This window comes from Roseateles sp., from assembly GCF_047654785.1.
Lineage (GTDB): Bacteria > Pseudomonadota > Gammaproteobacteria > Burkholderiales > Burkholderiaceae_C > Pelomonas.
This window is the reverse complement of sequence record NZ_JASGKQ010000003.1, coordinates 465314-487093: the sequence shown is the minus strand read 5'-3', so window position 1 is coordinate 487093 and position 21780 is coordinate 465314. Positions and strand designations below refer to the sequence as shown.

At 68.9% G+C, this 21780-nt stretch carries 25 protein-coding genes; 12 read left to right on the top strand and 13 right to left on the bottom strand.

The features are described from left to right. Nucleotides 1–82: 82 nt before the first annotated feature. The 11 genes from QM788_RS11365 to QM788_RS11315 all read right to left on the bottom strand — a co-directional run bounded on the left by QM788_RS11365 (nucleotide 83) and on the right by QM788_RS11315 (nucleotide 10792). The gene (locus tag QM788_RS11365; RefSeq protein WP_415661597.1) at nucleotides 83–796 is read right to left on the bottom strand and encodes an RNA polymerase sigma factor FliA; all 714 of its coding nucleotides are present in this window, start codon (nucleotides 794–796) and stop codon (nucleotides 83–85) included. A 22-nt stretch (nucleotides 797–818) separates the two neighbouring features. After that, nucleotides 819–1598, bottom strand: coding sequence for a MinD/ParA family ATP-binding protein (locus tag QM788_RS11360; RefSeq protein ID WP_415661596.1), 780 nt, complete (start codon nucleotides 1596–1598; stop codon nucleotides 819–821). 11 nt (nucleotides 1599–1609) lie between these two features. After that, the gene (flhF, locus tag QM788_RS11355; RefSeq protein ID WP_415661595.1) at nucleotides 1610–3262 is read right to left on the bottom strand and encodes a flagellar biosynthesis protein FlhF; all 1653 of its coding nucleotides are present in this window, start codon (nucleotides 3260–3262) and stop codon (nucleotides 1610–1612) included. A gap of 2 nt (nucleotides 3263–3264) precedes the next feature. Beyond that, nucleotides 3265–5358, bottom strand: a complete 2094-nt coding sequence (gene flhA, locus QM788_RS11350) for a flagellar biosynthesis protein FlhA (RefSeq protein ID WP_415661594.1) — start codon at nucleotides 5356–5358, stop codon at nucleotides 3265–3267. Between the two features lie 85 nt (nucleotides 5359–5443). Next, a complete protein-coding gene (gene flhB / locus QM788_RS11345; protein WP_415661593.1) occupies nucleotides 5444–6604 on the bottom strand; it encodes a flagellar biosynthesis protein FlhB in 1161 nt (386 codons plus the stop codon). Between the two features lie 161 nt (nucleotides 6605–6765). Continuing rightward, nucleotides 6766–7401: a protein phosphatase CheZ gene (locus tag QM788_RS11340; RefSeq protein WP_415661592.1), complete on the bottom strand. Its 636-nt coding sequence runs from the start codon at nucleotides 7399–7401 to the stop codon at nucleotides 6766–6768. Between the two features lie 23 nt (nucleotides 7402–7424). After that, complete coding sequence (cheY, locus tag QM788_RS11335; protein ID WP_233371843.1) at nucleotides 7425–7817, bottom strand: chemotaxis response regulator CheY; 393 nt, start codon at nucleotides 7815–7817, stop codon at nucleotides 7425–7427. 46 nt (nucleotides 7818–7863) lie between these two features. Next, nucleotides 7864–8853 (bottom strand): flagellar motor protein MotB, encoded by a 990-nt coding sequence (gene motB, locus QM788_RS11330; protein WP_415661591.1) that lies wholly within the window; start codon nucleotides 8851–8853, stop codon nucleotides 7864–7866. A gap of 110 nt (nucleotides 8854–8963) precedes the next feature. Continuing rightward, entirely contained in the window at nucleotides 8964–9821 is an 858-nt protein-coding gene (gene motA, locus QM788_RS11325) for a flagellar motor stator protein MotA (protein WP_415661590.1), read from the bottom strand. A gap of 90 nt (nucleotides 9822–9911) precedes the next feature. Then, nucleotides 9912–10667 carry a class I SAM-dependent methyltransferase gene (locus tag QM788_RS11320; protein WP_415661589.1) on the bottom strand — a complete coding sequence of 252 codons (756 nt, stop codon included), beginning with the start codon at nucleotides 10665–10667 and terminating at the stop codon, nucleotides 9912–9914. Next, complete coding sequence (locus tag QM788_RS11315; protein WP_415661588.1) at nucleotides 10661–10792, bottom strand: hypothetical protein; 132 nt, start codon at nucleotides 10790–10792, stop codon at nucleotides 10661–10663. The genes QM788_RS11320 and QM788_RS11315 overlap by 7 nt, the downstream gene beginning before the upstream one ends. Nucleotides 10793–10844: 52 nt before the next feature. Here QM788_RS11315 and QM788_RS11310 point away from each other — a divergent pair, with 52 nt between their 5' ends. Together QM788_RS11310 and QM788_RS11305 are read left to right on the top strand one after the other, a co-directional pair. After that, on the top strand, nucleotides 10845–11147 hold the full coding sequence (locus QM788_RS11310; RefSeq protein WP_415661587.1) for a type II toxin-antitoxin system HigB family toxin: 303 nt from the start codon (nucleotides 10845–10847) through the stop codon (nucleotides 11145–11147). Nucleotides 11148–11164: 17 nt separating this feature from the next. Continuing rightward, nucleotides 11165–11542 carry a helix-turn-helix domain-containing protein gene (locus QM788_RS11305; protein WP_415661586.1) on the top strand — a complete coding sequence of 126 codons (378 nt, stop codon included), beginning with the start codon at nucleotides 11165–11167 and terminating at the stop codon, nucleotides 11540–11542. Nucleotides 11543–11572: 30 nt separating this feature from the next. On the opposite strand, the gene flhC is transcribed toward QM788_RS11305, so the two are convergent. Next, nucleotides 11573–12109, bottom strand: coding sequence for a flagellar transcriptional regulator FlhC (gene flhC, locus QM788_RS11300; protein WP_415661585.1), 537 nt, complete (start codon nucleotides 12107–12109; stop codon nucleotides 11573–11575). 164 nt (nucleotides 12110–12273) lie between these two features. Then, nucleotides 12274–12594 (bottom strand): flagellar transcriptional regulator FlhD, encoded by a 321-nt coding sequence (gene flhD / locus QM788_RS11295; protein ID WP_415661584.1) that lies wholly within the window; start codon nucleotides 12592–12594, stop codon nucleotides 12274–12276. A 403-nt stretch (nucleotides 12595–12997) separates the two neighbouring features. On the opposite strand from flhD, the gene QM788_RS11290 reads away from it, so the two are divergent. The 10 genes from QM788_RS11290 (at nucleotide 12998) to QM788_RS11245 (ending at nucleotide 21725) form a co-directional block, all read left to right on the top strand. After that, nucleotides 12998–14539, top strand: a complete 1542-nt coding sequence (locus QM788_RS11290; RefSeq protein WP_415661583.1) for an amino acid adenylation domain-containing protein — start codon at nucleotides 12998–13000, stop codon at nucleotides 14537–14539. 18 nt (nucleotides 14540–14557) lie between these two features. Further along, the gene (locus QM788_RS11285) at nucleotides 14558–14800 is read left to right on the top strand and encodes an acyl carrier protein (RefSeq protein WP_415661582.1); all 243 of its coding nucleotides are present in this window, start codon (nucleotides 14558–14560) and stop codon (nucleotides 14798–14800) included. Between the two features lie 2 nt (nucleotides 14801–14802). Next, complete coding sequence (locus tag QM788_RS11280; RefSeq protein ID WP_415661581.1) at nucleotides 14803–15858, top strand: 3-oxoacyl-[acyl-carrier-protein] synthase III C-terminal domain-containing protein; 1056 nt, start codon at nucleotides 14803–14805, stop codon at nucleotides 15856–15858. Beyond that, entirely contained in the window at nucleotides 15855–16085 is a 231-nt protein-coding gene (locus QM788_RS11275; protein WP_415661580.1) for an acyl carrier protein, read from the top strand. The genes QM788_RS11280 and QM788_RS11275 overlap by 4 nt, the downstream gene beginning before the upstream one ends. 9 nt (nucleotides 16086–16094) lie before the next feature. Next, the gene (locus tag QM788_RS11270) at nucleotides 16095–16829 is read left to right on the top strand and encodes an SDR family NAD(P)-dependent oxidoreductase (RefSeq protein WP_415661579.1); all 735 of its coding nucleotides are present in this window, start codon (nucleotides 16095–16097) and stop codon (nucleotides 16827–16829) included. Further along, the gene (locus QM788_RS11265) at nucleotides 16826–17431 is read left to right on the top strand and encodes a GNAT family N-acetyltransferase (protein ID WP_415661578.1); all 606 of its coding nucleotides are present in this window, start codon (nucleotides 16826–16828) and stop codon (nucleotides 17429–17431) included. Before QM788_RS11270 ends, QM788_RS11265 begins: the two co-directional genes overlap by 4 nt. Further along, nucleotides 17431–18066, top strand: a complete 636-nt coding sequence (locus QM788_RS11260) for a hypothetical protein (protein ID WP_415661577.1) — start codon at nucleotides 17431–17433, stop codon at nucleotides 18064–18066. The genes QM788_RS11265 and QM788_RS11260 overlap by 1 nt, the downstream gene beginning before the upstream one ends. A 153-nt stretch (nucleotides 18067–18219) precedes the next feature. After that, nucleotides 18220–19338: a DegT/DnrJ/EryC1/StrS family aminotransferase gene (locus QM788_RS11255; RefSeq protein ID WP_415661576.1), complete on the top strand. Its 1119-nt coding sequence runs from the start codon at nucleotides 18220–18222 to the stop codon at nucleotides 19336–19338. A 9-nt stretch (nucleotides 19339–19347) separates the two neighbouring features. Then, the gene (locus QM788_RS11250) at nucleotides 19348–20550 is read left to right on the top strand and encodes a glycosyltransferase (RefSeq protein ID WP_415661575.1); all 1203 of its coding nucleotides are present in this window, start codon (nucleotides 19348–19350) and stop codon (nucleotides 20548–20550) included. Continuing rightward, entirely contained in the window at nucleotides 20547–21725 is a 1179-nt protein-coding gene (locus QM788_RS11245; RefSeq protein ID WP_415661574.1) for a hypothetical protein, read from the top strand. The genes QM788_RS11250 and QM788_RS11245 overlap by 4 nt, the downstream gene beginning before the upstream one ends. Nucleotides 21726–21780 lie beyond the last annotated feature (55 nt).

Here is a 21780-nt window from a genome sequence, read left to right as displayed (position 1 = left end):
GCCCCGCGAGCATCGCCATCCCCTCGGGGGATCGACCAGGCTTTGCCCGCGTTCAGCGCGGCAAACCTGGGCGAGGGGCCTCTCACCACTCCCTCAGCTTAACCCGCAGCCTGGCGATGGACTGGCTGTGCAGCTGGCTCACGCGCGACTCCGTGACCTTGAGCACGGCCGCGATCTCCTTCAGGTTCATGTCGTGCTCGTAGTACATGCTCATCACGTACTGTTCGCGCTCGGGCAGGTTCTTGATGGCGTCCACCAGCGCCTCGCGCATGCGGTGGTCCTGCAGCTGCGCCATCGGGTTGGCGCCCTCGTCGGCGACGTGGCGGTCGAGGTAGTCGGCGTCGCCGTCGTCGCCGCTCATGTCCTCCAGGTAGACGAGCTGGGTGCCGCGCACCTTGGACAGCGTGTCCTGGTAGTCGGCCAGCGACAGGCCCATCTCGGCGGCGATCTCGGCCTCGCTGGGCGCGCGGCCCAGGCGCTGCTCGACCTTGTGGACCGCCGCCTCGATCTCGCGCTGCTGGCGGCGCGTGCCGCGGCTCATCCAGTCGCCGCCGCGCAGCTCGTCGAGCATCGCGCCGCGGATGCGCTGGGTGGCGAAGGTCTCGAACTGCACGCCCTGCCCGGCGTCGAAGCGCGACAGCGCGTCGGTCAGGCCGATCAGGCCGACCTGGATCAGGTCGTCCACCTCCACGTTGGCCGGCAGCTTGGCGATCATCTGGTGCGCCAGGCGCCGCACCAGCGGGCTGTACTGCTTGATCAACGTGTTGTTGTCGAGGCGGCCTTTGGGCGTGTACATGGTCGGCGGGCGGGGATCGGATTCAGTGGGCGGCGGCGAAGGGAGAGGGCCGCGCGCGCGCCGGGCGCAGCGGGGTCGCATGGCCGCCGGCGGCGCCCACGGCGGCACCGGGCGGCGCGGCCAGCAGCAGCTCGCGGGCGAGGTGGCGCAGCTCGGGCGTGAGCGCCGCTTGCTGGGAGGCGCGCGGGTCCAGGCAGGCCCAGTCGCGCAGCACGGCGCCGAGGAAGCCGTCGGCGCAGCTGTGCAGCTGCTGGGCGATGCGGGTGGCCAGGCGCAGTTGGGGGTGGCAGGCCATCAGCAGACTGTAGACGAGCAACCCGGCGCGCTGCGTGAGCCATTTCATGCCGGCGTAGGCTTCCGTCACGCTCAGCGGGTCGGCGTCGGCCAGCAGCAGCGGGCGCACCTCGCGCAGCGCGACGATGCGGGCCAGCTCGGGCGCGGGCGCGTGCAGCAGGATGACGTCGGCCTCGGGCGCGGCCTCGGCCACGGCGTCCAGGAAGGCGGCTGCCGAGCCGTGCGCATTGGTGTGGCGCAGCGCCAGCCCGCGCGCGGCGAGGTAGGACACCCGGGACGACAGGCGCTCGATGCAGTCGGCCATGTCCACCCGCGCCAGCTCCGACGGCGGCGGCGCATGCTCGCCGGCATCCACCACCAGGGTCTTCAGGTCCAGCTCGCTGAACGCGGCGCACAGGCCTTCCAGCAGCGCGCCGGCATCGGCCACGCGCGGGTTGCTGACCACCGGCACGAAGCGGGTCTTGGACGCAGAAAAAAGGCGGCGCAGGCCCTGGGCTTGGTCTTGCATCGCGCCGCGCCTCAGTGGACGGCCCGCAGCCCGGCGTCGGCCAGCGGCGCACCGGCGAAGATGAGGTTGACGTCGGCGCTGTCCATGCGCCAGGCGCCGGCGGCGGGGCTCTTCAGCGCGCGCTGCACCAGCGCGGCGCCGGGCAGGCGGTGCCAGTCCTCCGGCACGCGCTGGCCGTTGGCCACGCCCAGCACCTTGAGCTTGTGGCGGATCAGCGTGTCCAGCGCCGGGGCGAGCTTGACGGCCTCGTCGATCTTGCTGAGCACCACGCCCTCGCAGGCCGCGGCTTTCCAGGCGTTGACGACGTCCTCGATGGTCTCGCCCTGCTGCGCCGCGTTGACGACCAGCAGCTTGCGGATGCGCGGGTGGGCCAGCATCTCCAGCAGCTCCTGCGTGCGGCTGTCGCGCTGGGCCATGCCGGCGGTGTCGATGAGGATGAGCTTCTTGTTCGCGAGCAGGTCCAGCAGGTCGTCCAGCGACGCGCGGTCGTGCGCGGTGTGCACCGGCACGCCGAGGATGCGGCCGTAGGCGCGCAGCTGCTCGTGGGCGCCGATGCGGTAGGCGTCCAGCGTGATCAGGCCGAGCTGGCCGGCGCCGTACTTGGTGGCGAAGTGGGCGGCCAGCTTGGCGGTGGTGGTGGTCTTGCCGACGCCGGTGGAGCCGATCAGCGCGAACACGCCGCCACGGTCCTCCAGGGCGGGGGCGCCCTCGTCGGTCTGCAGGTTGCGCGACAGCACGTGCGCGGCCCAGGCGGTTTCGTCGGCCGGGTCGCCGGCGGCGGCGGCGCGGAAGTCGGACGGGCAGCTCTCGGCCAGCTTGCGCACCAGCGCGGGCGAGAAGCCCAGCTCCAGCAGCTTCTGCGTCAGCCGCGCCTGCACGGGCTGGCGCTGCAGCTTCTCCATGAAGGCCAGCGACGAGAAGCGCTCCTCGATCAGGCCGCGCATCTGGCGCAGCTCGGCCGCCATGTCCATCTGGCTGCGCTGGGCCGGCGTGGGCTGGCCGGGCAGCGGCAGCGCCGGCTGCGGCTCGGCGGCGGTGGCGATGTCGCCCAGCTGCGGCACGGCGCGGCGCGGCGCGGGCGCGGCGAGGTCGGCGGCGCTGGGGATGCGGATCTCGTCGCGCAGCACCGGCGGCGCGCGGCGGCTGGGCGGGGCCGGCGCGGCGGCGCGGCGCGGCGCCAGCGCGGCCATGGCCTCGGCGGCGCGGCGCTCGCGCTGGGCGCGGGCGGGGTCCGGCGTGGCGGCGGGCGGCGGGCGCAGCGGCAGGCTGGGCACCGCCGGGTCCGGCTGGCCGGCGAGCTCGGCCTGGCGGCGGCGCAGCATGCGCTCGCGCACGTAGTCCTGGAAGTTCAGCGTGCTCATCGCCAGCTGCTCGACGTCGCCACCCACCTCGGGTGCGCCGAAGCCGGGCTCCTGGCGCTGCGCGCGCTCGGCGAAGCTGGCGCGCGCCTGCGGTTGCGGCTGCGCGGCCGGGCGCGCGGCGACGGCCGTCGCGCTGGCGGCCAGGCGCTCGATCTGGCCCATGCCCTCCGGCGCCATGGCCAGCACCTCGACGCCTTCCGGCGCCGTCCTGTTGGACAGCACCACCGCGTCGGGCCCGAAGGCCTGCTTGACGAGGGCCATCGCCTCGCGCGAGGTGCGGGCCGTGAATTTGCGAACGTTCATCGTCATGCTGTGCCTCCGATGATGGAGCCGATGCGGATGGTGTGGGTTTCAGGGATCTCGCTGTGGCCCAGCACCTTCAGGCGCGGCGCGGCGCGGCGCAGCAGCCGGGCCATGGGGGCGCGGATCGGGTCGGGCACCAGCAGCGCGGCGGGCAGGCCGCGGTCTTCCTGCTTCTGGGCGGTGTCGGCGGCGCTGCGGGCCAGCGTGTCGGCCACGCCGGGGTCCAGCGCGGCGCCGTGCGGGGAGTTCAGGGCCTGGGTGACGAGGCGCTCCAGCTCGGGCTCCAGCGCGATCACGTCCAGCTCCTTCGTGGAGCCGTAGATCTGCTGCACGATGGCCGGCGCGATGTGCATGCGGATGCGGCGCGCCAGCTCCTGCGGGTCGGTCACGGTGGCGGCGTTCTCGGCCAGGCACTCGACGATGGAGCGCATGTCGCGCACGTGCACGCCCTCCTCCAGCAGCAGCTGGAGCACGCGTTGCAGGGTGGCGATGCTGACCATTTTGGGAATCACGTCTTCGATGAGTTGGGGGGCCTGCTTGGTGAGGTGTTCCACCAGCGCCTGGGTCTCCATGCGGCCCAGCAGGCGGGCTGCATGGACTTGCATCAAGTGTGAGAGGTGGGTGGCCACGACGGTCGAGCAATCAACGACCGTAAACCCGCTCATTTGGGCCATCTCCTTGTGCCGCTCCTCGATCCACACGGCCGGCAGGCCGAAGGCGGGGTCGGTGGTCGCGGTGCCGATGAGCTTCTGCGTCGCGTGGCCGGGGTTGATGGCCAGCCACATGCCGGGGAAGGCCTCGGCCTCGCCGACGACCGCGCCGCGCAGCGACAGGCGGTACTGGCTGGGGCGCAGCTCCAGGTTGTCGCGGATGTGCACCGGCGGCGGCAGGAAGCCGACCTCCTGCGCGAACTTGCGCCGCACGCCCTTGATGCGGGACAGCAGGTCGCCCTCCTTGCCCTTGTCCACCAGCGTGATGAGGCGGTAGCCCACCTCCAGGCCCAGCGTGTCCACGGGAACCAGGTCCTCCCAGCTCGCCTCGCCGCCGCTTTCGGCGGGCGGCGCGGCGGGCTGGACGGCCTCGCCGCCCCGCGCGGCCTGCTGCTCCTTGCTGCGCAGCCACCAGGCCAGGTAGCCCAGGCCGCTGGCGATCAGCAGGAAGACGACGTGCGGCATGCCCGGGATCAGCCCCAGCGCGCCGATGACGCCGGCCGTGATGGCCAGGCTCTTGGCCGAGCCGAACACCTGGCGGCCGATCTGGCTGCCGATGTCCTTGTCGGTGCCCACGCGCGACACCACCATCGCCGCCGCCACCGAGATCAGCAGTGCCGGGATCTGCGCGACCAGCGCGTCGCCGACGGCCAGCAGGATGTAGCTGTCGGCCGCCTGGCCGGCGGACAGGCCGTGCTGGGCCACGCCGATGACGAAGCCGCCGACGATGTTGATGACCAGGATCAGCATGCCGGCGACGGCGTCGCCGCGCACGAACTTGCTGGCGCCGTCCATGGAGCCGAAGAAGTCGGCCTCGTCGCCCAGCTCGGCGCGGCGGCGCTTGGCCTCGGCCTCGTTGATGAGGCCGGCGTTCAGGTCCGCGTCCACGGCCATCTGCTTGCCGGGCATCGCGTCCAGCGTGAAGCGCGCGCCGACCTCGGCGATGCGCTCCGCGCCCTTGGTGACGACGATGAAGTTGATGACGACGAGGATGGCGAACACGATCAGGCCGACCGCGAAGTTGCCGCCGATCAGGAAGTGGCCGAAGGCCTCGATCACCTTGCCCGCCGCGCCGGTGCCGGTGTGGCCCTCCAGCAGCACGACGCGGGTGGACGCGACGTTCAGCGACAGCCGCATCAGCGTGGTCAGCAGCAGCACGGTCGGGAAGGCCGCGAAGTCCAGCGGCTTGACCATGTTGGCCGCCACCATGGTCACCATCACCGCCATCGCGATGTTGAAGGTGAACAGCAGGTCCAGCGCGAAGGGCGGCAGCGGCAGCACCATCATCGCCAGCACCAGCAGCACCGCGATGGGCGCGCCCAGCGCGCCGATGACGCCGGCGCGCGGGCCGAGCAGGCTCTGCAGTTTCTGGATCAGCGGTGTCATGTCAATGGCTCCGGGTGGCCGGGTGGCGGCCGCTGGACGAGGCCCGTGACCTGGGTGCGGCGAAGCCGGTGGGGGATGGGCTCATTCAGTCCTCGTCGGGCGCCCAGCCTGGCTGGTTGTGCGGATCGAGCTCGGGCGGCACGTGCGGGTGCGGCAGGTCCGGCGGCGCGACGTCGCGCGACCGCATCGCGGCGCGCAGCTGGTACACATAGGCCAGCACCTGGGCGACGGCGCCGAACAGCGCGGCGGGGATCTCGCGGTCCAGCTCGGCGTGCGCGTACAGCGCGCGCGCCAGCACCGGCTGCTGCAGCACCGGCACCTTGGCGTCCTTGGCCAGGTCGCGGATCCTCAGCGCCAGCAGGTCGGCGCCCTTGGCCACCACCTTGGGCGCGGCCATCCTGCCCTCGTCGTACTTCAGCGCGACGGCGTAGTGGGTGGGGTTCATCACCACCAGGTCGGCCTGCGGCACCGCGGCCAGCATGCGGCGCCGGGCCATCTCGCGCATCCTGGCGCGCATCCTGGCCTTGACCTCCATGTTGCCCTCGACTTCCTTGAGCTCCTGCTTGACCTCTTCGCGCGTCATGCGCATGCGGCGCAGCCACAGCTGGCGCTGCAGCGGCACGTCGACAGCGGCGAACAGCGCCAGCGCGATGGCCAGCAGCGCCAGGCCGCCCATCAGCTGCTGGCCGGCGTAGGCCAGCGCGGACGGCAGCGGCACGGACATGATGCCCACGTAGGTCGCCAGCCGGTCCTTCAGCACCAGCCCGCCGACGACGCCCAGCACCAGCGCCAGCAGCACGGCCTTCAGCGCCGCGCCCAGGCCCTGGCCCGAGAACAGGCGCTTGAGGCCGGGCAGCGGGTTCAGGTGGGTGAACTTGGGCTGCAGCGGCTTGGTCGTCCAGTTCCAGCCGCCGCTGGCGAGGTTGCTGGCGATGCCCACCAGCATCAGCAGCACGGCGATGGGGCCGGCCACCAGCGCGAAGGCGATCGTCATGTCCGCCAGGCGCTCGCCCATGAAGCCGGGCCGGGCCAGCAGGCTGGCGTCGAACTGCAGCGCCGAGGCCAGCGTCTGGCGCAGCTTCTCGACGATGCGCGGACCGGCCGCAGTCAGCACCGCGCCGCCGCTCACCATCAGCGCGAAATGCGGCAGGTCCCGCGAGCGCGGCAGTTGGCCCTCGGCCCGCGATCTGGCGATCTTCTTGGGCGAGGCGGGTAAGTTGCGGTCCTGTGCGTCCTGGTCGGCCATGGCGGTTCTTCAGCGCTGGCCAGGATTGTTCGCGGCCGCCGCCCCGGACTTGAGCGGGAAAAGCGGGGGACTGACCGTGCTGTTCACGGCCTGAACCAGGCCGCCGGAAAAGCAGAAAGCCGGCGCGAGGCCGGCTTCCGGGAGCATGTGGCGGCGGGCGTTCAGAAGCCCAGGCTGGCCAGCAGGTCGTCCACCTCGCCCTGGTTGGTCACCACGTCGGTGCGGCCTTCGGAGTTCACGACCGGGCCCTGCAGGATGTTCGGGTCCACCTTCTCGCGCTGCTCGGGCGGCACGACCTGCACCAGCAGCTTGACGAGGCTGTCCTCCAGGTCGTTGGCCAGCGTGACGACCTTGGCGACCACCTGGCCGGTCAGGTCGTGGAAGTCCTGCGCCAGCATGATGTCGGTCAGGTGGCCGTCGATGCTCGCGGTGCGGGCCTCGACGTCCTTGACGAAGTTCATCACCGCGCCGCTGGCGACGGCGCGCACCGGGTCGGCGACGATGGCGGCGGCCAGCTCCTGGGTGGCCTGGCTGATGCCGGCGTGCTCGGCCTTGGCCTGGTCCACCGAGTTCAGCACCTTCTCGGCGGCCGCGGCGGTCTTGGTGGCGATGTAGCTCAGGCGGCTGCGCGCATCGGGCAGGCCGTCCGTGGCCACCTGCAGCTTGGGCATGACGCCCAGGCGCTGCATGGTGTCGTGCAACGTGCGGGTGATGGTGCCGAGCTGCTGGAACACCTCGGGTGAGACGAGCAGCGGCTCTTGCGCCTTGCCCAGTTGGTCCAACTGATCCAACGACATGACAGTCCCCTCCTTGTTGGCCGTCAAGCCGCGGCGGCCAGTTTCTGCATGATCTTCAGGACCTTCTCTTCCAGCGTCGCCTTCGTGAACGGCTTGACGATGTAGCCCGCCGCGCCGGACTGGGCGGCCAGCACGATGTCCTCCTTACGCGCCTCGGCGGTGACCATCAGCACCGGCAGGTGCTTGAGGTTGGGGTCTTCCTTGATGGCCTTGAGCAGCTCGAAGCCCGTCATGTTGGGCATGTTGATGTCGCTGACGACGAAATCGAACTTGGCGCCCTTGAGCATGCTCAGCGCCTCGACGCCGTCCTCGGCCTCTTCGCAGTTGTTGTAGCCGATCTCCTTCAGCAGCCCGCGCACGATGCGGCGCATGGTGGAGAAGTCGTCAACGACCAGGAATTTCATGTCAGCGCTCATGGCGATCCTCTCTCTCGGGGGCGGGATTCAGGGGGTGGCCCGCAGTCTAGTGTTCAGGGGTGCGGGGCGAAGGCACGGCCAGCGGCGCGTGCGGCATTTTTCCGCTCTGCGGCATTTGCGTGGACTCGATCTCGCCGATGGGCGCGTCGGGATCGGTGTCCTCGGGCAGGTTCTTCAGCACCGCGTCCTCGGCGTCGCGGTTCATCACGATGATGCTGATGCGCCGGTTCAGCGCGCCGTTGGGGTCCGCGGCGTCCAGCAGCTTGCTGGCCGCCAGGCCCTGCACGCGCAGCATGCGGGCCTCCTGCAGGCCGCCGGCCACCAGCTCGCGCCGCGAGGCATTGGCGCGGTCGGCGGACAGCTCCCAGTTGCTGTAGCCCTTGTCGCCCGCCGAGAAGGGCTGGGCATCGGTGTGGCCTTCCACGGTCAGGCGGTTGGGCACCTCGGTGAGCACGCTGCCCAGCTCCTGCAGCAGCTCGCGCATATAGGGTTTCACGATGGCGCTGCCGCTGTCGAACATCGGCCGGTTGCCCTCGTCGACGATCTGGATGCGCAGGCCCTCGCGGGTCATGTCCAGGCGGATCTGGCCGCCCAAAGCGGCGAGCTTGGGGTTGTCGGCCAGCACCTGCTCGACCTTGGCCTTGAGCTGCTCCAGCCGCGAGCGCTCCGCCTTGCGCTGCTCTTCCTTCAGCGCGCGCAGCGTGTAGCGGGTGCGGCGGGCGCTGCTCTCGCCTTCCTTGACCTGGCCGGTCTCGCGGGTCAGGTCCTTGCCGCCGCCGCGCACGACGCTGGACGAATCGCCCGAGCCCGAGCCGCCGGCCATGCCGATCTTCAGCGGCGACTGGAAGAACTCGGCGATGCCCTTCTTGTCGCCCTCGGTCGTGGAGCCGAGCAGCCACATCAGCAGGAAGAAGGCCATCATGGCCGTGACGAAGTCCGCATACGCGATCTTCCACGCGCCGCCATGCGCCGCGTGGCCGCCCTTCTTCACCTTCTTGATGATGATGGGCTGAAGTTTTTTGGCGTCTCCCGCCATTCAGCTTCCCCCCAGGGAGGCACCGCCAGTCGCCTGGCCAAGCCAGTTCGACGGCGGCTGCGCGAGGGGCGCCGCCAGCGGCGCTGGCAGGCGGGTCAAGGCGAGGCGGATCATTTCTTCTTCACGTGGCCTTCCAGCTCGCTGAAGCTGGGGCGGTCGCCGGAGAACAAGACCTTGCGGCCGAACTCGATGGCCACCTGGGGCGCGTAGCCCTGCATGCTGGCCAGCAGCGTCGTCTTGATGCACTGGAATTCCTTGCCGGCGTCTTCCACCTTCTGCTCCAGCAGGCCGGCCAGCGGCTCGGCGAAGCCGTAGGCCAGCAGGATGCCCAGGAAGGTGCCGACCAGCGCCGAGCCGATCATGCCGCCCAGCACCGCCGGCGGCTGGCCGACCGAGCCCATGGTGTTCACCACGCCCAGCACGGCCGCGACGATGCCGAATGCCGGCAGGCCGCCGGCCAGGCGCTGCAGCGCGGCGACGGCGGCGTGCTCCTCCTGGTGGTGGGTCTCGATCTCGCTGTCCATCAGCGACTCGATCTCGTGCGCGTTCAGGTTGCCCGACACCATCATGCGCAGGTAGTCGGTGATGAATTCGGTGACGTGGTGGTCATTGCCCACCGTCGGGTATTTCTGGAACAGCGGGCTGCTGTGCGGGTCCTCGACGTCCTTCTCGATCGACATCAGGCCCTCCTTGCGGGCCTTCTGCAGGATGTCGTACATCAGCGCCAGCAGCTCCATGTAGCGCGCCTTGCTGTACTTGCTGCCCTTGAAGCACAGGCCCAGCCCTCGGCCCGTGGCCTTGACCACCTTCATCTGGTTGTTGGCCAGGAAGGCGCCGATCGCGGCGCCGAAGATGGTGATCATTTCCCACGGCAGCGCATGCAGGATCACGCTGATGTTCCCGCCGTGGGCGATGAACACGCCGAAGATACAGGCCATGGAGACGGCCCAGCCGATGATGACGAACATGCGCTGAAGGGGTGGAGGTGTTCGGGCCCCGTCGGCCCGAAGCCGGGAGGGCTGAAGAAAGTATGCCGCCCCGGCCCCGCGGGGATGCGTTCAATTGGCAGGCTTTGACGGCGCTTTCCGCCCAGGCCGGTAAAGCCACACGGACTGGCCGCTCGGCAGTTGCCAGCTCGCCACCGGCGCCGCGCCGGGCACGGCGAAATCCAGGCTGGCCAGCCAGGCGCCGGGCGCCAGCTCCGCGCAGGCCTTGGCCCACAGGCGCGGCATGGATTCGGGCCGCTGGAACACGTAGACCAGCGCGAACGGCGCCCAGTCGTCGGCCCACAGGTCGCCCCGGCGCACGAGGGCGCCGCGCCCCCGCCAGCGGGCCAGCAGCGCCAGCGGCCGGCTCCACTCCACGCCCTCCACGCGGGCCTGCGGGTAGGCGCGCAGCAGCTCGCGCAGGCCATCGCCCGCGCCGCAGCCGGCGTCCAGCACGCGCGCGCCGGGCGGCAGCGGCGCCTGGCCGGGCAGCCCGGCCAGCGCGCCGCGCGGCGTCGGGAACACGGGCGCCTCGCTCCAGCTGCGCCGCGGGTAGAGCCACCACAGCAGCGCCAGCGGCAGCAGCCACATCGGCGGCGGCGCACCACCCTGCCAGCCCAGCGCCAGCGCCGACAGCGGGAAGCCCAGCGCCGCGATCAGCCGGCGCCAGCGCGCGCGGTACAGCAGCGCCAGCGCGGCGCCCAGCAGCGCGCCGCCGACGACGGCCGCCTCCCGCCCCCAGCCCAGCAACGCCGCATGGCCCAGCCAGGCCGCCAGCCAGACCAGCAGCGCCGACAGCGGCCAGGCCGTGACGAGGCGCTTCAGCACGGGCGGGGGTGGGCGGCGCACGGCGCAGCGGCCTCGGCCTCGCAGCCCGTGTCGTCCAGCAGCCGCGCGATGCGCGGCGCTTCATTGCGGGCGATGGTGACGAGGGTGATGGGGCCAGAGTTCATGGGTGACATTGTGGGCAGTCGATCAGTCCCAAATTGGGACTAAACTGACACGATGCGAGTGATTGCCGTGTCCACGCTGCGCACATTCTGGGAGCGGCATCCCGACGCCGAACAAGCGCTGAAGGCCTGGCACGAGGAAGCGACGCATGCCGCCTGGGCACAGCCTGCCGACATCAGGGCCCAATACCGCAGCGCCAGCGTGCTGAAGAACCGCCGCGTGGTCTTCAACATCAAGGGCAATGACTACCGACTGATCGTGGCCATCGCCTACCGGCTGCAAATCGTCTACGTGAAGTTCGTCGGCACGCACCAGGACTATGACGCCGTCGATGCGCTCACCGTCGATATGGACTGAACCCCTTGGAGGCCCCCATGAACATCCGTCCCATCCATACCGCCGCAGACCACCAGGCCGCGCTGCGGGAAATTTCCGCGCTGATGGCTGCGGAACACGACCCCGAGTCCGGCACGCCGGAGGGGGACAGGCTGGACATCCTGGCCACGCTGGTGCAAGCCTACGAGGCCAGGCACATGCCCATCGAACCGCCCGACCCCGTCGAGGCGATCAAGTTCCGCATGGAGCAGAGCGGCCTGTCCGTCAAGGACCTGGAGCCCCTCATCGGCAAGAGCAACCGCGTCTACGAAGTGCTGAACCGCAAGCGCCCCCTGACCCTGCCCATGATCCGCCGACTGCACCACAGCCTGGGCATCCCGGCGGAAATCCTGATCGCGGAAACCATGACCGGATAGCCCCACGCGGGCTCCCGGCGGCCGCCAGGCTCAGTGCATCTGGATGGAACCCTGCGCCCTGCCCTTGCCCGCCCGCGCCGGCGGGTTGCACAGGCCGCAGATGAAGTGGCGCGCCATCTCGTGCGGGTGGGTGACGAACTGGCCGCTGCACCTGGAGCACTTGGTCAGCGTCAGCATGCCGTTGTCGACGAACTTGACCAGGCGCCAGGCGCGCGTGACCGACAGCATCGCCTCCAGGCCCTGGCTGGTGGCTTGCTCCTGGTAGAGCTGGTAGGCCTTGATGACGGTGTCGATCTCGTCCATCTCGGCGGCCTTGTTCAGGTACTCGTGGATGTTCAGGAACAGGCTGGCGTGGATGTTGGGCTGCCAGGTCATGAACCAGTCCGTCGAGAACGGCAGTTGGCCCTTGGACGGCGACTTGCCCGCCACCTCCTTGTACAGCCGCAGCAGGCGCTCATAGGACAGATCGGTCTCCGACTCCAGCACCTGCAGCCGGGCGCCGAGGTGGATGAGCTGCACGGCCCGTTCGATCTGCTTGGCTTCGGTGAGGATGCTCTTGACGCGCATGGTGTTTTCTCGATTCTCGGTGGACGGTGTGTCGGACTGCGGGACGGCGCCGGGCCGCTCCCAAGCCGGCCCGCAGCGGACGTCGGAGCGGGGTCGGCCCCGCGACGGTCCGCACCCCCTCGGGGGGTGGCCCGGCGTACCCGCCGGGCCGGGGGCCGACAGCCCTAGGCGTGCTCGTGGCGGCCGGCCATCAGGATGGAGGCATGCAGGCGGGACACGCTCTCGTTCGTGCCGGGCTTGCTGTGGTTGGTCAGCAGGCCCCACACCAGGTCGTCGCTCATGCGGAAGGCACACAGCAGCGTGTTGCCGGCGGCGATCTTCATGACCTGCGCCGGGCTCAGCGTGCCGATCAGCGTGGCCGTGTCCTCGCTGATGCCCAGCCGGTACAGCGCCTGCTCGCGGTCGGCGCGGATCAGGCTCTGCGCCAGCATCAGGTAGGACAGGTTGGCTTCGCGGATCTCGGTGAGGATTTGCTCGGTGTTCATGTTCGGCTCCTTGCTGTGCATGTCGGTGCAGCGTGGAACGAATTCTGAAGAGTCGAGATGGGGCGCAACATCGGGCCAATTCCGCGCGGAGCGTCAGGGTTGCCGACGGGGCTTGTCAGGCAAATTCCTACAGCCTTGCTGCACGAGCGGGGCGCTTTGCCGGGAAGCGCCTGCACACCCTCGGCTGGCTACCGCATTTCCTGGACGACACTGCCGCCCGAGTTCAGGATCAGCGCGACCTTCCGCCGCCTCATCCGCGGATTCACGCCGCCCCGGACTGGCCATCATGTCTCCCGCGAGGATCCATCCCAGGCCCCCTGACAACACAGCCGCTCGCAGCACCGTACACCAGCGCCCGAACCGCCAGATCGCGGCCATGCGCCGGCCCCATGCGTCAACCCACATGCAAATCAACGTCGCCGAGTACCTGTTCGAATCGGCCCGGCGCTGGCCGAACCGGCTCGCGCTGGAAGACGAGCGCCGCGCCATCAGCTTTGCCCAGCTGGTGGTGGCTGCGGACCGTTTGGCACGCCTGCTGGCTGACCGCGGCGTCTCGCCAGGGGATCCCATCGCCGTGTTGGTGCCGAAATCGGCCGAAGCCGTCGTCGCCATCGTGGCGTCGGTATTTGCCGGCGGCGTCTATATCCCGCTGGATGGCGCATCGCCGGCCGAACGGCTACGCACGATTGTCGGCCAGATTGGCGATACCGTGCTGATCTGCACCGAAACCACCTACGTATTGGCGCGAGATATTTCCGGCAGCGAAGAATCCGTCATTTGCATTGCGTCCGACATCGAACCGGATTGCACGATCCAGGTCGTCGACCAGGCCATTGCCGCGGCCAGGCACCGGCTCGCCGACAGAATCGATCTCGATCCCTGCTATGTGATCTTCACATCTGGCTCGACCGGCATTCCGAAAGGCGTGACGATTTCACACCGGAGTGTCATCGACTATATCGAATGGGCGCGCCAATCATACCCGGTGGACGACACGAGCAGAATTGCGAGCCAAGCGCCTTTTTATTTCGACAACTCCACGCTCGACCTCTATCTGTCATTCGCTACCGGCGCGTCGCTGCACATCCCGCCGGACGGGTTGTATGCATTTCCAAAGCTGATCCTCGACTATCTCAGCGCCAAGGCCATCACGACCATCTTCTGGGTACCGTCGGTGCTGGTCGCTGTCGCCAATTCAGGCCTCCTGGATAAATTTCCTCCCACCTCCGTCAAGCATGTGCTGTTCGCCGGCGAGCAAATGCCTGTCGCGCAAATCAATGCCTGGGTCAAGGCACTGCCGGGAGCGTTGTTCTCCAACCTCTATGGCCCCACCGAGATCACGGTGGACTGCACGGCGTTCACATTCCACGAACCCTATGCCGGCGACATCCTTCCGATCGGGCATGCCTGCAAGAATACTGACGTCATCCTCCTCGACGAGCACGACCAGGCCTGCGCCGCCGGTCAGATAGGCGAACTCTGCGTGCGAGGCAGCTCTCTCGCCCTCGGTTATTGGAATGATCCGGAGCGGTCCAGCACCGTATTCGTGCAAAACCCGCTGCAGAAGCGATTTCGCGACCTGATCTATCGCACCGGCGATCTGGTTCGCCGCGATGAAACCGGCTGCATCACCTTCCTCGGCCGCAAGGACTCGCAGATCAAGCACAATGGCCACCGCATCGAGCTCGGCGAGATCGAAGCTGCGGCCCTGAAACTCGCGCAAGTGGCCCAGGCATGCATCCTCTACCCGGCATCCCTTCGTCAAATCGTGCTGTTCGCCGTACTCAAGGTCGACGCCAGCTCGGACATCGTCCAAATGCGCCGCGAACTGGGCCAACGCATTCCGAAATACATGATGCCCACCATCATCCGCATCGTTGAAGAGCTTCCGCTGAGTGCGAACGGAAAGATCGACCGCCTCAAGCTCGCAGCGTCGCTCAACTGATCATTTTCCGGGACTCTCATGACAGCCACTGAAGCGCAACTCCTCGCCATGCTGCGGAGCAGACATCCCGAGTACGACTACGAATCGTCGATGGATTTCATCGGTGACGGCCTGCTCGATTCATTCGATATCGTGATGCTCACGTCAGACCTGGAAGCCGACTTCGGCATCACGATTCCGGGCGAGATGATTCTTCCGGAGAATTTTGCGACCATCGCCGCGATGTCGGCGCTGGTTGGCGCCTTGTCGAAAGCAGGTTGAACATGAAGGCCAGCTTCACCGGCGTGTCCATCGCAGCCTGCATCGGCGTGGTTCCACGCCAGATCTCATACTTCGATGATGAAATCGAGAATTATTCGCACGACAAGGCCAGCAGCATCAAGCTCAAGGAACTGATGGGCTATGGCGAACATCGCGTCGCCCCCGCGGGCGTGACGACGGCGGATCTCGCACAGACCGGATTCTCCCACCTCATCGAACGCGGCACGCTCAAGACGGATGAAATCGATGCCGTCTATTTCGTATCGCAGACGCCTGACTACGTCATCCCTCCGACCAGCGCCGCACTGCATGGCCGGCTCGGCTTGCAAGCCGGTGCATATTGCGCCGACATCAATGAAGGATGCAACGGTTTTATCAAGGGCCTGTTTGAAGCCTGTGCATTCCTGAGCGCCACGGATGCCCATTGCGCGGTCATCCTCGCAGGGGACGTGCTCAGCCAGCGGGTGTCCAGCCGCGACCGGAATTCCTACCCCCTCATCGGCGATGCGGCCACCGTCACGGTATTGCGAAAGGACGCGGCGGCTTCACCGATCAATATCGAGATCCGCCATGACGGCGCCGGCTTTGACAAGCTCATCATCCCGGCAGGCGGCGCGCGCCGCCCCAGCTGCGCGGCAACGTCGCAGATGGAAATGGATGGCGAGGGCAACTGGCGCAGCCAGGAGCAGTTGCGGATGAACGGGCGCGATGTTTTCGCGTTTACCCAGACGGTGGTGCCACAGTTCCTGGATGCCTTCATCCGGGACCGTGGCACGACCTTCTCGGACTATCAACGGCTGTATTTCCACCAAGCCAATGCATTCATCATCGACCGGCTGAGGAAGAAGTTCGGCGTCAATGAAACTGCGATGCCGGACCGGGTGGTGAGAAGGTACGGCAATTCATCATCGGCCACCATTCCGATGCTGATCGCCAGCGAGCCCGACACGAGTTCTTCCTTGCATTGCCTGTTGTCCGGATTTGGTGTCGGCTTGAGTTGGGGCGCTGCCGACATTGTGCTCAAGCCCTGCATTTCCATGGGAGTTATAGAGCAATGACCGATAAATTGATTGAAATATTGGCAGAGACGCTGGAAGCCGATGCGTCGCAGCTGCCTGCAGACCTTGATTTCCACACCCATCCCCGTTGGGACTCCCTGGCCGCGTTGACGTTGATGACCGCAGTCGAGGACGAATATGGCGTCGTGTTGTCGGACCAGCATCTCCGGTCGGCCGCCAGCATCTCCGCCCTGGCGGTGCTGATTCGATCGCTGAAGTCGGCATAGCGCAGAGCCATGCAGCGTGCCACGTTGGTCATCGGTGCCGCGTCCGAAATCGGCGCGGCCATCTGCGCCGTCCTGGCGCAGCGGGGCGACGCCATCGTGGCGGCCAGCAGGCATCCGGATCTGTTCGGCCGGGGTCTGCTGCCGCAGTCGACGGGCCGCTACGACGTCCATTGCGATGTCGCCGACGTGGAATCCGTCAAGGCGCTTTTCGAGGCCTGCCGGCCCGTTGGCCTGGCCAACCTCGTCTATGTGGCCGGCCATCACCAGGTGGCGCCGCTGTCAGTGCTCAGCGACGGCCATTTGGCTCGCCATCTGGACGTCAATGTCCAGGGCGTGTTCGACGCATGCCGGTTCTTCTCGAGCGCCAAGTACTCGCATGCGCAAGCGCCGCGGTCGGTGACGCTGGTCGCCAGCATTGCCCATCGGCTCGGTGAAGCCGGGCTCAGTGCCTACGCGGCATCCAAGGCCGCGATGGTCGCCGCCGGGCGGTCAATGGCGGTGGAATTCGCGCGCAAGGGCATCCGGGTCAACACCGTGTCGCCCGGCTGGATCGAGGGCCGCAAGGCGGATCAGGTCAGGCGCGCCCTGGCGCCCGAAGAGTTCGCGCGGATCGCGGCTCAATATCCGCTGGGCCTCGGCCAGGCCCAGGACGTGGCCGATGCCGTGGACTTCCTGAGCAGCGGCAAGGCGCGGTGGATCACGGGCATCGACCTGGTGGTCGACGGCGGCCGGACGTGCCGATGACGCCGAAGCCGGCGCAGCCGCATCGCGATGACGGGCACGGCGCGCAGGCCATCGATCCGGCGCTGTTCGCGCAGGGCTGCGTCGGGGCCGATCCGAACTTCTTTGCCGCACTGGGCCTGACGGCGGCGCGACTGCAACCCGTCGCCACGGCACTTCTTGCCGAGCCCATGTCGGACTGCTTCGGCCCGCACCTCGTCCTCGACAACGCGAAGCTGGCCGGCTTCCTGTGCGCCTACCGCTTTCCAGAAATGTTTTCGCGCCAGGCAACGACCCTCAAGATGCTGCTGCCGTACTGCGACGCCGATTGGGCCGCCATCAAGCAGCGCCTGCGCGACCTGCAGCGGTCCAAGGCGGACATCCGGACGCCGGACAGCCTGTACCTGGCCAAACTGTTCGTCGCACCTCACGCGCGGGGCCGCGGTTGCGGCGACCGCTTGATGCGGCTGCTTCATTCGGTGGCGCTGCAGAGCCCGGGGGTGAAGGCCATCGCCCTGCACGTCCGGCGTGACAACCCCGCCGCCCGACGCCTGTACGAGCGGCATGAATTCGCCGTCGTGGGCGAGCCTGCGCACGACTATCTTGCAATGGAGAGGAGCCTGTGATGCCTGCGAACCCCGCTCTGCCCTTGGTCATCCTCGGCGCGGGAGGCCTGGCCCGCGAGTTGTTGGGCTGGATGGCACGGCTGCCGGGCCATGCGATGCCGACCGCGCTGGTCCAGACCGCCCCGCCTGCAACCGACGAGTGCCTGGGATTGCCCGTGCTCACCCTCGATGCGGTGCAGGGCCCGGCTCGATTCATCGTTGGGGTGGGCTCGCCGCGGGTCAAGCGGGAACTCGTCCAGGCGGCGCTGGAACGCGGCTGGGTCGCCGAGACCTATGTCGATCCCTCGGCGCTCATCGGCCTGAACGTGTCGATCGGCCGCGGCGCGGTGATCTGCCCGTTCTGCACGGTCTCCACGAACGCCTCCATTGGCGAGTTCGCCACGCTGAACTGCCGATCGGGGGTGGGGCATGAATCCGTGGTCGGCAGCTACTCGACGCTGCTGGGCTCGAACAACGTGAACGGCAACGTCGAGGTGGGCAGCGACGTGACGCTAGGGTGCGCCAGCTCCATCCATCCCGGCCGGCGCATCGGCCATGGCGCCACGGTCGGCATCGGTGCCGTCGTGATCTCGAACGTCCGCGCCCAAACTTCCGTTTTCGGTGTTCCTGCCAAGCGCCTGGCTGCCACCAGATGACATCTGTTCGGCGGCCGGCCGGCTGTGAAGCCTGGGCCGCCGTTCAAGCCGTTCCGTGCAGTTGCAAGGGAAACCTGCGGCAGATCGCGTGACCGGGGGCAATGCAGCGCCCACAGAATCGACTTCCACCCGACCCGCAGGAAGTGCCCCGCGATGAGCATCCGCATCCCCGTCTACCGCCCCGACCTGTCCGGCAACGAGCAGGCCTATGTGATGGACTGCCTGCAGTCCTCCTGGATCTCGTCCAAGGGCCGCTACATCCCCGAGTTCGAGACGCGGTTCGCCGAGCGCATCGGCGTGTCGCACACCACCTCGGTCTGCAACGGCACGGTCGCGCTGCACCTGGCGCTCGTCGCGCTCGGCATCGGCCCGGGCGACGAGGTGATCGTGCCGACGCTGACCTACGTCGCCTCGGCCAACGCCGTGGCCTACACCGGCGCCACGCCGGTGTTCGCCGATTCGACGGCGGACACCTGGCAGATCGACCCGCAGGACGTCGCGCGCCGCATCACGCCGCGCACCAAGGCCATCATGGCCGTCCACCTGTACGGCCACCCCTGCGACATGGACGCGCTGCAGGCGCTGTGCCGCCAGCACCGCATCTTCCTGATCGAGGACTGCGCGGAAGCCTTCGGCACCACCTACCACGGCCGCCACGTCGGCAGCTTCGGCGACGTCAGCACCTTCAGCTTCTTCGGCAACAAGACCATCACCACGGGCGAAGGCGGCATGGTCGTGACCAACGACCGCACCATCATCGAGCGCGCCCGGCACTTCAAGGGCCAGGGGCTGGCCGCGCACCGGGAGTACTGGCATGACGTGGTCGGCTTCAACTACCGCATGACCAACCTGTGCGCCGCGCTCGGCCTGGCGCAGCTGGAGCGCGCCGAGCAGTTCATCGCCCGCAAGCGCGAACTCGCGCAGCGCTACCGCCAGGCGCTGCGGGGCGTGCCGCTGCAGTTCCAGCAGGATGCGCCGGACGTCGGCAACAGCCACTGGATGGTGACCGTCCTCGTGGAGGACGCCGCCGACCGCGATCCGCTGCGCCGCCACCTGGCGCGGGCCGGCGTCGAGACCCGGCCGGCCTTCAGCCCGGTGCACACCATGCCGATGTATGCCGCGCGCTACCAGCGGCACCCGGTGGCGGAGGACATCGCCTGGCGCGGCCTCAACCTGCCCAGCTACCCGGCCATCACCGACGCGGAGCTGCAGGAGATCTGCGACCTGCTGCGCGGCTACCACGCCGGCGCCGTCCAACCCCTGCAAGCCTGAGGGCACATCATGAAAAAAATGGCGGTGGCCCTGCTGGGCGACTACTTCACCAGCTGGATGGGCGGCGCCAACCTCCTCGGCAGCGTGCTCGACGCGCTGCTGCGCGCGGCGCCGGCGCAGAACGCCTCGGTCCACCTGCTGATGCGCCACACCAACCTGCCGACGTCGGTGCAGGACGGCGTCACCGACTTCCTGCCGCTGCGCCGCGAGCAGCTCAACGCCGGCGGCCCGCTGAAGTGTCTGCTCGACGCCGCGCCGCAGCTCGAGCACGTGCTGTTCTACCGCGACCTGCCCGCCACCGCGCAGGTGCTGGGCCTCGACGTCATCGGCCCGACCGGCGAGAACCTGGGCGCGGACTTCCCGCTGCCCTGGGCCGCCTACATCCCGGACTTCCAGCACCAGCACCTGCCGCACTTCTTCACGCAGCGCGAGCGCTTCGGCCGCGACCAGCAGTTCCGCGCGCTGGTGGAGAACAGCTGGGGCGTGTTCGTCAACTCCGGCGCCGTCTTGGCCGACATCCAGCGCTTCTACGGCGCTGCGGCGAACCGGCAGCGCCTGTACCGCTTCCCGCAGATCTTTTCCGACGTCGCGGCCGGGTGGCAGGACGGCCAGGCCACCCGCGACCGGCTGGGCATCACCACGCCCTACGTCATCAGCTGCAGCCAGCGCTGGCTGCACAAGCAGCACGAGCTCATCATCACCGCCTTCGCCGAACACCTGCAGGCGCATCCCGCCAGCCCGCTGCGGCTGGTGTTCACCGGCGAGCGGGGCGACTACCGCAAGGCCGACTACGCCCAGCAGATCGAACGGCTCATCGACCACTTCCAGCTGCGCGGCCGCATCCACGACCTCGGCCTCATCGACCGCCACGATCAGCTGCAGCTGATCGCCGGCGCCCAGGCGCTGGTGCAGGCCAGCCTGTTCGAGGGCGGGCCGGGCGCCAGCGGCGTGCTCGAGGCCGCACTGCTCGGCGTGCCGGTGCTGTCGTCGGACATCGAGGTCAACCGGGAGCTGACCTTCGGCGCGCTGCAGTTCTTCGACCGGCACCGCGCCAGCTCGCTGGCCGCCCTGCTCGCCACGCTGCCGCTCACCGCGGTGGAGCGGGACCCGCCCTACGAAGCCGACCACATCGACCACCTCCACGCGGGCGGCGGCCTGCAGCTGCTGGCCAGCCTGCGCAGCCTGGCCGCCGCCGGGAGGCGGCCGGCATGAAGGTGTTCTACCTCGACCCCGGCCTGAGCGGCGGCAAGGGCCACAACCACGCGATGGTCCACGAGTTCGACGAGGCGCTGGCCGTGGAGCGGGGGCTGGAGCTGCACCACGTGCTGCACCTCGGCGCCCAGCCGCAGCGGCTGCCGCGGCTGCGCGGGCGGCTCCATCCGGTGATCCGCGTCGACGGCTACAGCCGCGTCGACCATGCATTCGCGGACGACCCCGCCCGGCTCGACGCCGTGCTCGACGCGCTGGCCGCCGACATGTCCGGCGCCGGCATCGAGGCGGCGGACGCCATCCTGATGCCCACCGCCTACCCGCTGCACCTGTACGCGCTGGCCCGGCGCGTGCGGCTCAAGCCCGGCTGCCGGGTCGTGGTCGGGCTGCTGCTGCCCTGCTCGTTCTGGGCGCAGGACGCGCGGGCCGAGGCTGCGCTCACGCGATGGCTGGCCGACGGCATCGCGCAGCTGTCGGCGGCGGGGCAGCTCTTCGCCTACTCCGAGACGGGCAGCTACCGCTTTGGCGACCAGCTCGTGCCCACCGCCACGCTGCTGCCGCCCGTGGCGGCGACGAACGCGGCGCTGATCCGGGAGCTGTCGCAGGCGCCGCGCACGCCGGGCGCCGAAGCGCCGGTGCTGGGCTACTTCGGCTCCCCCTTCACGACCAAGGGCTTCGCGCTGATGCTCGACGCCATCCAGCAGCTGGCCACGGCCGGCATCACGCCCGCGACGCGGCTGCACATCTACCTGCCGCCGGGGCGCGAAGACCACTGCGCGCGGATCAACGCCGCCGCCGACTGGGTACACGCCGAAAGCGCCGACACGGACAACGCCACCTACCTGCGCCAGATGGCGCAGGTCGACGCGGTCTGGGCCTTCTACGACCCGGCCGAGTACGGCACCAAGATGAGCGGCATCATTCCCGAGGCGCTGAGCCTGGGCAAACCGGTGCTGCTGTCCGAAGGCTGCATGGCGCTGCAGGACTTCCTGGACCACCACGCCCCCGCGTCCTACCTGCTGGCCCCCTACGGGCAGCAGGCCCTCATCGATGCGCTGCAGATGCCGGCCGCACCGTGGCGGCAGGCCGCCCGCACCGCCCAGGCCCATGCGCCGCTGATGCAGCAGATGAAGTCCATGGACCGCTACCTGCGCGTCTGCGGCATCGCCGGCGATTGACGCCACCCGCCGCCGCAACCGACAGAATCTGCCCACCCCCATGACGCGGACCACC

Bases quoted from the DNA above. Each gene is read 5' to 3' on its own strand.
- QM788_RS11365 (WP_415661597.1), bottom strand. From the start codon at position 796: ATGTACACGCCCAAAGGCCGCCTCGACAACAACACGTTGATCAAGCAG.
- QM788_RS11360 (WP_415661596.1), bottom strand. From the start codon at position 1,598: ATGCAAGACCAAGCCCAGGGCCTGCGCCGCCTTTTTTCTGCGTCCAAG.
- flhF (WP_415661595.1), bottom strand. From the start codon at position 3,262: ATGAACGTTCGCAAATTCACGGCCCGCACCTCGCGCGAGGCGATGGCC.
- flhA (WP_415661594.1), bottom strand. From the start codon at position 5,358: ATGACACCGCTGATCCAGAAACTGCAGAGCCTGCTCGGCCCGCGCGCC.
- flhB (WP_415661593.1), bottom strand. From the start codon at position 6,604: ATGGCCGACCAGGACGCACAGGACCGCAACTTACCCGCCTCGCCCAAG.
- QM788_RS11340 (WP_415661592.1), bottom strand. From the start codon at position 7,401: ATGTCGTTGGATCAGTTGGACCAACTGGGCAAGGCGCAAGAGCCGCTG.
- cheY (WP_233371843.1), bottom strand. From the start codon at position 7,817: ATGAGCGCTGACATGAAATTCCTGGTCGTTGACGACTTCTCCACCATG.
- motB (WP_415661591.1), bottom strand. From the start codon at position 8,853: ATGGCGGGAGACGCCAAAAAACTTCAGCCCATCATCATCAAGAAGGTG.
- motA (WP_415661590.1), bottom strand. From the start codon at position 9,821: ATGTTCGTCATCATCGGCTGGGCCGTCTCCATGGCCTGTATCTTCGGC.
- QM788_RS11315 (WP_415661588.1), bottom strand. From the start codon at position 10,792: ATGAACTCTGGCCCCATCACCCTCGTCACCATCGCCCGCAATGAAGCG.
- QM788_RS11310 (WP_415661587.1), top strand. From the start codon at position 10,845: ATGCGAGTGATTGCCGTGTCCACGCTGCGCACATTCTGGGAGCGGCAT.
- QM788_RS11305 (WP_415661586.1), top strand. From the start codon at position 11,165: ATGAACATCCGTCCCATCCATACCGCCGCAGACCACCAGGCCGCGCTG.
- flhC (WP_415661585.1), bottom strand. From the start codon at position 12,109: ATGCGCGTCAAGAGCATCCTCACCGAAGCCAAGCAGATCGAACGGGCC.
- flhD (WP_415661584.1), bottom strand. From the start codon at position 12,594: ATGAACACCGAGCAAATCCTCACCGAGATCCGCGAAGCCAACCTGTCC.
- QM788_RS11290 (WP_415661583.1), top strand. From the start codon at position 12,998: ATGCAAATCAACGTCGCCGAGTACCTGTTCGAATCGGCCCGGCGCTGG.
- QM788_RS11285 (WP_415661582.1), top strand. From the start codon at position 14,558: ATGACAGCCACTGAAGCGCAACTCCTCGCCATGCTGCGGAGCAGACAT.
- QM788_RS11280 (WP_415661581.1), top strand. From the start codon at position 14,803: ATGAAGGCCAGCTTCACCGGCGTGTCCATCGCAGCCTGCATCGGCGTG.
- QM788_RS11275 (WP_415661580.1), top strand. From the start codon at position 15,855: ATGACCGATAAATTGATTGAAATATTGGCAGAGACGCTGGAAGCCGAT.
- QM788_RS11270 (WP_415661579.1), top strand. From the start codon at position 16,095: ATGCAGCGTGCCACGTTGGTCATCGGTGCCGCGTCCGAAATCGGCGCG.
- QM788_RS11265 (WP_415661578.1), top strand. From the start codon at position 16,826: ATGACGCCGAAGCCGGCGCAGCCGCATCGCGATGACGGGCACGGCGCG.
- QM788_RS11260 (WP_415661577.1), top strand. From the start codon at position 17,431: ATGCCTGCGAACCCCGCTCTGCCCTTGGTCATCCTCGGCGCGGGAGGC.
- QM788_RS11255 (WP_415661576.1), top strand. From the start codon at position 18,220: ATGAGCATCCGCATCCCCGTCTACCGCCCCGACCTGTCCGGCAACGAG.
- QM788_RS11250 (WP_415661575.1), top strand. From the start codon at position 19,348: ATGAAAAAAATGGCGGTGGCCCTGCTGGGCGACTACTTCACCAGCTGG.
- QM788_RS11245 (WP_415661574.1), top strand. From the start codon at position 20,547: ATGAAGGTGTTCTACCTCGACCCCGGCCTGAGCGGCGGCAAGGGCCAC.